Genomic DNA, 9,019 nt, shown 5'->3' on the forward strand with positions numbered 1-9,019 from the left:
CAAGGCAAACTCGCCAAGAGCCCCTATGGCTGGAAGCCGTACGGCAAGAGTGGCAAGTGGCTCAGCGACATCGTGCCGCATATCGCCCAGCACGCCGATGAGCTCTGCTTTCTGCACGCCATCACCGCCAAGAGCAACACCCACGTCCACTCGACACACAAAATGAACACGGGCTTAAACTACGAGGGCTACAACAGCTTCGGTGATAGTGCGACTTTCGCACAGGGAAGCCTCACGTCTGACCTGCCCGGCTTTGTCGCCATCCCCGATGTGCGCGGCCTGCCTGTTGCGGGACCCGCCAACTGGAGCAATTGGTTTATGCCCGCCGCGTTTCAGGGCGTGGCGTTTAACACCGAAAAAGCCATCCCGGATTTGGACTTGCCCAAGGGCGCATCGCCGGATAGCGAGAAACGGGTGCGCGGCTTTCTGGATGCGCTGAATAAAGGCTACGGCAAAAAAGCCCCCGGCTACACGGAGCTGGATGCGCGGCTGGCAAGCTACGCACTGGCGGCACGGATGCAGCTCTCGGCTCCTGAGGCGACGGACTTATCGAAAGAAACACAAGCGACGCACAAGCTCTACGGAACGGACAGTAGCAATCAGTATCTCGCAGCCTATGCGAAGAACTGCATTCTCGCGCGGCGCTTGGTCGAGCGCGGCGTGCGCTTTGTCCAGCTCTTCTGCGGCGCGTCGTCGTCTGCGGCGGAGGGCTCGATCAACTGGGATGCCCATCAGAGATTAAAGTCCGACCTAGATCGACACTGCCCGATTCTTGACCAGCCAACGGCGGCACTGCTCACGGACTTAAAGCAGCGCGGCTTGCTCGAAGATACCCTGGTGCTCTGGACCACAGAGTTTGGGCGCATGCCGACGTTTCAGGCCAAGACCCAGGGCCGCGACCACAACCCGCAGGGCTTCACGGTCTGGATGGCGGGTGCGGGGGTCAAGGGCGGCTTTTCGTATGGTACCACCGATGAGCTAGGCTGGAAGGCCGAGCAAAACGTCACCACCATCTACGACTTCCACGCGACGGTGCTACATCTGCTCGGGCTGGATCATAAAAAGCTCACCTACTACCACAACGGAGCCAACCGCCGCCTCACCGATGTCCACGGCGAGGTGATCCGTGATGTACTGGCCTGAATGAAGATTGTCCGCGTTGTCTACCTGAGCCCGAGCGACCATGAGCTTGTCCCGGCGTATATCAGTGGGCTGGAGCGCGTGGCACAAACGTTTCAGACCTGGCTGGCAGAGCAAGCAGGCGGCCCAACGATTCGTCTGCATGAACCCGAAATAGTCGAGTGGTACTCTCTTCCGCATACGTCAAGCTTCTATCAGTGCCCCCCCAAAGAGTCCCTGAAGCAAAAGCAAAGACGCGCAGAGCTTCGCACTCGCTCCGAATCACGAAACGGGGCGCTCAACGACGAGCTACGCCAGCTCTGCGACCAGGAGCGTTTTTGGGAAATGGTACTTGAGGATGCGTTTGCCCTCACTGGAGCCTGTTTCGACGACCCTGAGAATCGCTGGGTCTTCAACGTAGACGCGGAGCCGCTTTGTGGACAGGTGATCGGCGGGACAAGCGGCGTCGCCCTGAATGGTAGCAACGACCTGCGCGGCCCTATTGGACTCCCTCTCCTTCTCGATTGCCCCTGCGAGCCGACGCAAAATCCTGGTTTTGGGCGCTGGGTCGGCGGATTTGGCCATGAGTTGGGACACGCCCTCGGACTGCCACATCCAGAAGGTAGCCCCGGTGGATCACATGACGGGAGTTTAATGTACCTGGGCTACCTCACGTTCCCGGAAACCTACCTTCAACCGTATGAGCTTGCCATTCTCAAAGCCAGTGGTTTCCTCAGCGAGTGAGCCCGCTCAGTGCGGCGTCTCTTTGACAGCGTTGCGGTTCCAGCCGGGCACTTCGATGATCACGTCTTGGGTTCCGTTGGGAACACACTGACAGCCGAGGCGTGATCGTAGGGTTAGGCCCGGCGCTTCCTCAAGCTGGTCCTCTTCGTCCTCGGTAGCCTCGTTGAGCGAGCTCCAGCCCTCTTTGACAATCACGTGGCACGTTGAGCAGGCGCAGACGCCGCCACAGGTGTGCTCAAGCGGGAGGTCGAAGCCATCGCAGATATCGAGGATAGAGCCGGGCAGGCCGTTGTGGCCCAGTGGAAGCGACGACGGATTGATCGTCAGCTCGTGCTTCTCGCCGTCCATTAGGATCGTCAGTTTGTAGGGTTGCTTGGGCTTCTCGTAAGAAACCGGTGCCGCGTAGGGATTCGTTCCAGCCATAGGTAGTTGTTGTACCGTATAATCGAGGGCAATGGAAACCCCCTTGCTGGAAATCCGCGATCTGCAGAAGTCTTTTGGCCAGACTCCGGTGCTGCGTGGCATCTCGCTTTCGGTGAAAGAGGGTGAGGTGATCGGGCTGATCGGGGCGAGCGGGTCGGGCAAGTCCACACTCCTGCGGTGCCTCAACCATCTGGAAACCCCAAGCGGTGGCACGTTAACCTTCCAGGGGCGCACGGATCACGATGAGAACACGCTCCGACAGCAGATCGGGATGGTCTTCCAGCGCTTCAATCTTTTCCCCCATCTCACGGCACTACAAAATGTCGCCCTCGCGCCACAGAAAGTCCGTAAGCTCGACAAAGCGACGGCAGAAAAAGAAGCGCGTGAGCTACTGGCCCAAGTACATCTCAGCGAGCACGAGGGCAAGCTCCCCGCGCAGCTCTCGGGCGGCCAACAGCAGCGGGTGGCGATTGCTCGTGCCCTCGCCATGCAGCCTGCCGTCCTGCTTTTTGATGAGCCGACCTCAGCACTGGACCCAGAGTTAGTCGGCGAGGTGCTCGAAGTGCTCCGTGAGCTGGCTCTGTCGGGAAAGACGATGCTGGTCGCCACCCACGAGATGGGCTTCTGCAAAGAGGTCGCGCATCGGGTGTGTTTCCTCGATGCCGGAAAAATCCTCGAAGAAGGCCCTCCAGAGCAGCTCTTTGAAAACCCAAAAGAGCCCAGAACCCGAGAGTTCCTCGCCCGCGTCCTCAAATAAACCTCGGAGAAAAACCATGCCATTTGTTCAAGATAGATTCGCCATCGGGCTCTGGGTAGACCCGCCACGCACCGACACACACTACAAATGGCTCGCCGAGGCAGGCTTCAACCTAGTGCTCGCGGGGTTTCAGAAAGAGCCGGTCACGCGCCTGCTTGCACTGCTCAAGAAGTACAAGCTCAAGGGAATCCTCTGGCCACAGGGCACTGATGCTGCCACGTTTCCCACCGACCCCAACCTCTGGGGCTATGCCTTAAAAGATGAGCCGAGCGCCACGGAGTTCCCTCAGCTCAAGGCCCGTGCAGAGGCAATTGCAAAGGTGCACCCCGACAAGCTGGCCTACGTCAACCTCTTTCCCGACTACGCCACGCCGGGTCAGCTGGGCTCACCAGACTACGTGACCCACGTGAAGCAGTTTATCGAGACGGTCAAGCCCGCCGTGCTCTGCATGGACCACTACCCGATCTTTCACCCAGATCGCGATGGGCGGGATAAGTACTGCGGGAACTTGGCCGTGATGCGGGAGCAGTCGCTGGCGGCGGGGATTCCTTTTTGGAACTTCTTCAACACCATGCCCTACGGCCCACACACCGACCCCACGGAGTCGCAGCTCCGCTGGCAGATCTACGCGTCACTGGCGTACGGCGCAAGAGGCGTTTTGTATTTTTGTTACTTCACACCCGGCGGTGCGGAGTTTCCCAAAGGCGGTGCGATCATTGCCATGGACGGCACGAAAACACGCCACTACGCCCACGCCCAGCGCCTCAATGCCGAGCTCCGTGCCCTCGGTCCGACCCTGATGCAGCTCACGAGTACGGGAGTCTATCGCGTTAAGCCCACTGATAACCCCGCCGAGGTGCTCCGTGGCTCCGGGCTTCTGGATCTCAAGCGTGCCCCGGAAGACCCACCGGGCGACTATCTGGTCGGGGCGTTTCGCCACAAAGACGGCAGGCGCGCCGTGCTCTTGCAGAACTATCGCTTCGCCTACTCCGCCTGGCCCACTGTGGTCTTCGATGCGCCGCTAGAGAGTGTTCGGGAGGTCGATAAAGTGACAGGCAAAGAGGCTCCCGTCCGCGACGAGAGCCCCAACATGCCCGGCCTTCAGCTCTCCCTCGGCGATGCCGAGGGACGGCTTTTTCTGCTCCCCTAGGCCCCCAGCTGGATGGGGAAGTCCCTGGTCGTGCTCCCAGTCAACGAGATGATCTTATTGGCGAATTCATCAGACGGGGACGGCGGATGAATTCGTGCACAGCCGACTGAAACGACTCTTTCAAGGACACAAATCACTCTCTTAGGTGGCTCTTCTTGTGAGGTACTCCTGCACACCTACCCGCTCCCACGAGGAAGGAGCGTTCCTTCCTCTCTCTGACCGTGCCGAGGCAGTTGCCTTAGGCGCGCGGGCTAAGGGAGCGTTGGGTAGGGCTATGGGAGCGGTACGAGGACAAGGGCTAGGGACTGGGAGGGAGGCCCCTCATGTTCTTGTCTTTGGTGTACCTGTCTTTCTTGATGCCAGTCACATTCGCCCCAGTCAGATTCGCATGTTGAAGGGAGGGTGGCCCCTCATGTTCTTGTCTTTGGTGTCCTTGTCTATCTTGATGCCAGTCACATTCGCCCCAGTCAGATTCGCATCATTCAGATCCGCCCCACGCAGATCCGCCCCACTCAGATTCGCCTGTTGCAGCTTCGCCTTAGTCAGATTTGCCCCGTGGAGATCCGCCCCTTCCAGATGCGCCTTTTTCAGATCCGCGTTACTCAGATTCGCGCTAGTCAGATGCGCCCTTTCCAGATGCGCCCCTTCCAGATGCGCAGTATCCAGATTCGCCTTGTTCAGATACGCCCCTTCCAGATGCGCCCCTTCCAGATCCGTAACAGTCAGATGCGCCCCTTCCAGATGCGCCCCACGCAGATTTGCCCCGTCGAGATCCGCCCCACTCAGTTCCGCCCCACGCAGATTTGCCCCGTGGAAATCCGCCCCTTCCAGATCCATCATTGCCAGAATTGCCCCGTGGAGATCCGCCTTACTCAGGTGCTTCTCACCCGCTTTTACTTTTTTCACCCAACAGGCGACCCGCAGCTTTGCATCCGTAATCTTGTTGCAGTCCTCCGGCGCACTGGGCCTTGAGAGTACCTGCCCCACCATCACGCCCTCAATGAGGAGTAGGGTAGCAAGTACCCGAAACGGGGCCTTCTGAAAGACAGTCTTGGTCTTGGTGTTAGCCTTGGCGGCTGTGGTGTTCGTTGTCGTTGTCGGTGTCATAGCAATAAGCCTCTTTCTTGTTAGCGGTGCGCCTCGTGGACAGTCTTTGCTCACGAGGCGGCGGTAGTCGATGCCAATAGTATAGGAGTTACGGAGTTGAATCGTCAGCCTTCCGTTTTGGTGTGGGAGGCTCCCCTCTCACCCCCCGTAACTCCTACCCAGTATTGCTACTTGCCTGTCCCATAAAGCACGCAGAAATACCAACCGGTGTTGCCTGGCCCTTTGGCGACGCCGATACCAATTTCTTTTACATCGAAGTTAATATTGAACCAGGAGCGGTAGTGGCTGTCGCTCTGAAGCCACCATTCTGGAGCCCAATCCAGCGGCGTAGAGCCAAAACCGCCGCCGGCACCTTCCTCTGTGACGGTGAATTTGTACCCAAAAGCTTTGGCTCGCATTCCCAGTGTCGTCATATCCGTCATAACGCCGGCGACATTGTGTGCTTTAGGTCCTTCATGCCCCTTTCCAGGGTTTGTCTTGGCATTCCACGGGATCGAGGCAAGATACTCAGCATGAAATTGGGCCGCCTTGTTGAGTGACTGGTTAAACACGAGGTCATGGAAATAGGGCGGTGTCCGATTGTGCTTGTAAATTTTTTGCTTCCCTTCTACTGTGTCGGCCATATCACCCGATAGATCCCGGGCATACTTTGCGTTCTGCAATCCGTGTTCACCCCAATATTTCGCGGTTTTGCGGTAGTTGGGGTCTCGTCGTGCGTGATTGCCAATTCCAATCACGCAGGCGCGATACTTCATGAGCACGGGATCAATTGGAACTTGAGCTTGCGGGAAGAACGCTCCGGGTTTAACCGGTGCCCCAGATTTCTTCAATTCGTTCTTGAGAAATTCGAGCGGCGGACCTTGTGGCTGAGCCTGGGCGAACTCGGAACACACGAAATGAATGGCAATACCGGTCAGAACCGCCACCACACCGAACCCTCGCCGCCGCCTTGCCGAAATGGTTGATGCTACGTCGACCCGCGTCGAACTCAATAACTTTGCACTCATAGATGACTTCTTTCGTTTCCCTGTGTTATTCTCATCGTCGCGGGGATTACCACATGACGAGTTATGCCTCATATGGTAGAGAGAGAACGACCTAGTTGCCAGAGCTGGAACCAAAATCGCAACGTTTTTTGGTGTCAGGCACGTTTTCCGCTACAATGGGCGAGTATGGTACTGGCATCAGAGACACTGACCGTTGGTCAGCAGCTTCAGCAGTGGCGGCTCCGGCGCGGCTTCTCGCTGGGGGCACTCTCGCTGCGCTGTGGGATTCATAAGTCAACCCTCTCGCGCTGGGAGCGTGGTATCCAGAGCCCCTCGATGCGCGAGTTGGAAGCCGCTCTGAGCGTTCTTGATGTCCCCACTCACGAAGCCGCCGTCCTACGCCGCCAGCTCGATACTCCCCGTGCCATCCTCTACCGACATCAGGAAAGCCCGGACGAGAGTCAAGTGAGCGGAGGAGAGCTTCTCCGCATGCTTCGGCTACGAGCGGGCATGACACAAGGAGATGCCGCGCGCAAGGTGGGAGTGGCCCGTGAGCTCCTCTCGCGCTGGGAGCGGGGTGGTGGCTGGCCGGATGGTCAGAAACTTCATGCTCTCTGCTTTGCGCTGCAGGCGACGGTTGAGGAGACACTCCACCTCACTACACGCGCGTGGCAGGCGCAGACTCCCCTCCCCAATGATAAAGAAGCCCTCGATTGTGTGCTACAGAATCTCCAGCAAGCCGATTCGATGGAGCGCAATCTGTCCTACCTTGCACTCGCCTCACGCTACGATGCGCTCTACCGCGCGGGTAAGCTCAGCGAGGCTGAGGCAACGGCGATCTGGGGACACTACGGTATGTACCATGACCGGTGTCACTACTACTCTCGGTACCATCAGCACTCGGCTCACCTCGCCGCTCCCGCCTTGCGCTCGATACGCTCCAGCACAGCTCCTCTAAAATCGGGGCAAGTTGCGGCGCTCACTCTTATCGTGGGAGCCCTTCTTGAGCAGGAGAAACCCTCAGAGGCACTTCAGCTTGTCAACGAGCTTCATTTGCGTCTGCCAGCTGCCCAGCGCGCTAGGTATCCGTATCTTGTCGCTCGCATCCTAGAGCATAGCGGACAGATTGATGAAGCGGTTCAGCAGTGGGAAAAATACATTAGCGACGCAGGCAGTAGTAGCGATTTTAGCATTCGCCAACAGCACTTTGTCGCCATGCTCTGCCGTCATGGACGCTACTCGGATGCTGCACGTCAGCTTGCTCCCCCCCTTCCTAATGAGAGCCATCTCTGGTCTCTGTGGGAAAACCAGCTGCACCATGCCTGGGTTCTAGGGGGTCTCGGTGAGCTTGCGGAGGCACAACGCTATCTCCAGCGAGTGCTCCCCTTAGTTCAGCAGAGCGGCTCGGAGTACTTAAAAGACCTAGGCAGTAGTCTCTCTCAATGGCTCACTCGCTAAGATCAATAAAAACCACAAGACCGCCCCCTCCCCACGCCTTGATGTGAGAAGAGGACGGCCTTGCGTTTCTAATGGCGCTTTAGTACCCGCGCCGTCCGCTACCGAAGTTGCGGCTCCCTGCGGAGCGGCGCCCCTCCGGCCCACCACCCAGAGACTTAGGGCTGGGGAACTGGCGGGGCTGCTGGTTCTGTGAGCCGCGGCCACCGTTGCGGTGCGGCGGGGTCGTTGGTGTCTCTGCCGTCTCCACCACCGACGGCGTGAAGTCAGTCGCCACTTTTCGCTCGATCCTTTTCTGGATCAGCTTCTCAATCGCGGTGACATAGGCACGCTCATCGGCACTGACCAGAGAGATCGCCTGCCCCAGCGAGCCCGCGCGGCCCGTGCGCCCGATGCGGTGGACATAGTCCTCCGGCACATTGGGCAGCTCGTAGTTCACCACGAACGGAAGCTGGTCAATATCGAGACCACGAGCCGCGATATCCGTCGCAACCAGCACGCGAACTCCACCGGATTTGAACTCGGCGAGCGCCTTGGTGCGCTGTGGCTGGCTACGATCCCCGTGAATCGCGGCGGCCTCAATCCCACTGCGTACCAGCTGCTTGCACAGGCGGTCGGCCCCGTGCTTGGTGCGAGTGAAGATCAGCGACTGGCCCTTGAGCTCGGTGGCGAGCAGGTGCTCTAGAAGCTCGCGCTTGCTCTCTTTGGAGACCGAGTAGGCAGACTGGGTCACCAGCTCGCTCTCTAGGTTCTCACGCGGCACTTCAACCCGCACCGGGCTGTCCAACAGGCCATCGGCGAGGTCTTTGATCTCGTCGGAGAAGGTCGCGGAGAAGAGCAGGTTCTGTCGGCGGTGCGGCATCAGAGAGAGAATTTTCTTGATGTCGCGGATAAAGCCCATGTCCAGCATCCGGTCGGCTTCGTCTAGAACCAGAACCTCAACATTGCTGATATTGACGGTTCGCTGGCTAATGTGATCCAGCAGGCGGCCCGGTGTGGCAACCAGAATATCAACGCCCTTATTGAGCATCGTGATCTGTGCCCCGATCTTAACACCACCAAAGACCACACCGGCTTTTAGGTTGAGGTGTGCGCCATAGGTCTGGACACTCTCTGCCACCTGTGCCGCAAGCTCACGGGTCGGGGTCAGAATCAGAGCGCGAATGGGCTGACGGCGCGGGTGGGCGGCGTTCTTACCCGTGCTCAGTTTCTGGAGCAGAGGCAGGGTAAAGCCTGCGGTCTTGCCGGTGCCCGTCTGGGCGGCGGCGAGAACATCAC

Annotated in this window: 9 protein-coding genes; 5 read left to right on the top strand and 4 right to left on the bottom strand. The window is 58.7% G+C overall.

Annotated features, from left to right (window positions below; translation table 11 throughout):
- Positions 1-1,143: DUF1501 domain-containing protein (locus tag RMO15_RS27615; RefSeq protein WP_309720511.1), on the top strand; the 1,143-nt coding region annotated here is incomplete at its 5' end.
- A complete protein-coding gene (locus RMO15_RS27620) occupies positions 1,144-1,863 on the top strand; it encodes a hypothetical protein (RefSeq protein ID WP_309720514.1) in 720 nt (239 codons plus the stop codon).
- A 6-nt stretch (positions 1,864-1,869) separates the two neighbouring features.
- Here RMO15_RS27620 and RMO15_RS27625 read toward each other — a convergent pair whose 3' ends face one another.
- The gene (locus tag RMO15_RS27625; protein ID WP_309720517.1) at positions 1,870-2,286 is read right to left on the bottom strand and encodes a 2Fe-2S iron-sulfur cluster-binding protein; all 417 of its coding nucleotides are present in this window, start codon (positions 2,284-2,286) and stop codon (positions 1,870-1,872) included.
- Between the two features lie 43 nt (positions 2,287-2,329).
- Here RMO15_RS27625 and RMO15_RS27630 point away from each other — a divergent pair, with 43 nt between their 5' ends.
- Positions 2,330-3,043, top strand: coding sequence for an amino acid ABC transporter ATP-binding protein (locus RMO15_RS27630; protein ID WP_369016169.1), 714 nt, complete (start codon positions 2,330-2,332; stop codon positions 3,041-3,043).
- A 16-nt stretch (positions 3,044-3,059) separates the two neighbouring features.
- Complete coding sequence (locus tag RMO15_RS27635) at positions 3,060-4,193, top strand: hypothetical protein (RefSeq protein ID WP_309720523.1); 1,134 nt, start codon at positions 3,060-3,062, stop codon at positions 4,191-4,193.
- A 378-nt stretch (positions 4,194-4,571) separates the two neighbouring features.
- On the opposite strand, the gene RMO15_RS27640 is transcribed toward RMO15_RS27635, so the two are convergent.
- Together RMO15_RS27640 and RMO15_RS27645 are read right to left on the bottom strand one after the other, a co-directional pair.
- Positions 4,572-5,300, bottom strand: a complete 729-nt coding sequence (locus RMO15_RS27640; RefSeq protein WP_309720525.1) for a pentapeptide repeat-containing protein — start codon at positions 5,298-5,300, stop codon at positions 4,572-4,574.
- A 167-nt stretch (positions 5,301-5,467) separates the two neighbouring features.
- On the bottom strand, positions 5,468-6,307 hold the full coding sequence (locus RMO15_RS27645; protein WP_309720527.1) for a CAP domain-containing protein: 840 nt from the start codon (positions 6,305-6,307) through the stop codon (positions 5,468-5,470).
- Between the two features lie 165 nt (positions 6,308-6,472).
- Between RMO15_RS27645 and RMO15_RS27650 the strand changes: the two genes are divergently transcribed.
- Positions 6,473-7,744 (top strand): helix-turn-helix domain-containing protein, encoded by a 1,272-nt coding sequence (locus RMO15_RS27650; protein WP_309720530.1) that lies wholly within the window; start codon positions 6,473-6,475, stop codon positions 7,742-7,744.
- 79 nt (positions 7,745-7,823) lie between these two features.
- On the opposite strand, the gene RMO15_RS27655 is transcribed toward RMO15_RS27650, so the two are convergent.
- On the bottom strand, positions 7,824-9,019 hold a 1,196-nt coding region (locus tag RMO15_RS27655; RefSeq protein ID WP_309720534.1), incomplete at its 5' end, for a DEAD/DEAH box helicase.

Source organism: Armatimonas sp. (genome assembly GCF_031410135.1).
Taxonomy (GTDB): domain Bacteria; phylum Armatimonadota; class Armatimonadia; order Armatimonadales; family Armatimonadaceae; genus Armatimonas.

Excerpts from the sequence above, each read along its gene's own strand:
- RMO15_RS27620 (WP_309720514.1), top strand. The coding sequence starts at position 1,144 with ATGAAGATTGTCCGCGTTGTCTACCTGAGCCCGAGCGACCATGAGCTT.
- RMO15_RS27625 (WP_309720517.1), bottom strand. The coding sequence starts at position 2,286 with ATGGCTGGAACGAATCCCTACGCGGCACCGGTTTCTTACGAGAAGCCC.
- RMO15_RS27635 (WP_309720523.1), top strand. The coding sequence starts at position 3,060 with ATGCCATTTGTTCAAGATAGATTCGCCATCGGGCTCTGGGTAGACCCG.
- RMO15_RS27640 (WP_309720525.1), bottom strand. The coding sequence starts at position 5,300 with ATGACACCGACAACGACAACGAACACCACAGCCGCCAAGGCTAACACC.
- RMO15_RS27645 (WP_309720527.1), bottom strand. The coding sequence starts at position 6,307 with ATGAGTGCAAAGTTATTGAGTTCGACGCGGGTCGACGTAGCATCAACC.
- RMO15_RS27650 (WP_309720530.1), top strand. The coding sequence starts at position 6,473 with ATGGTACTGGCATCAGAGACACTGACCGTTGGTCAGCAGCTTCAGCAG.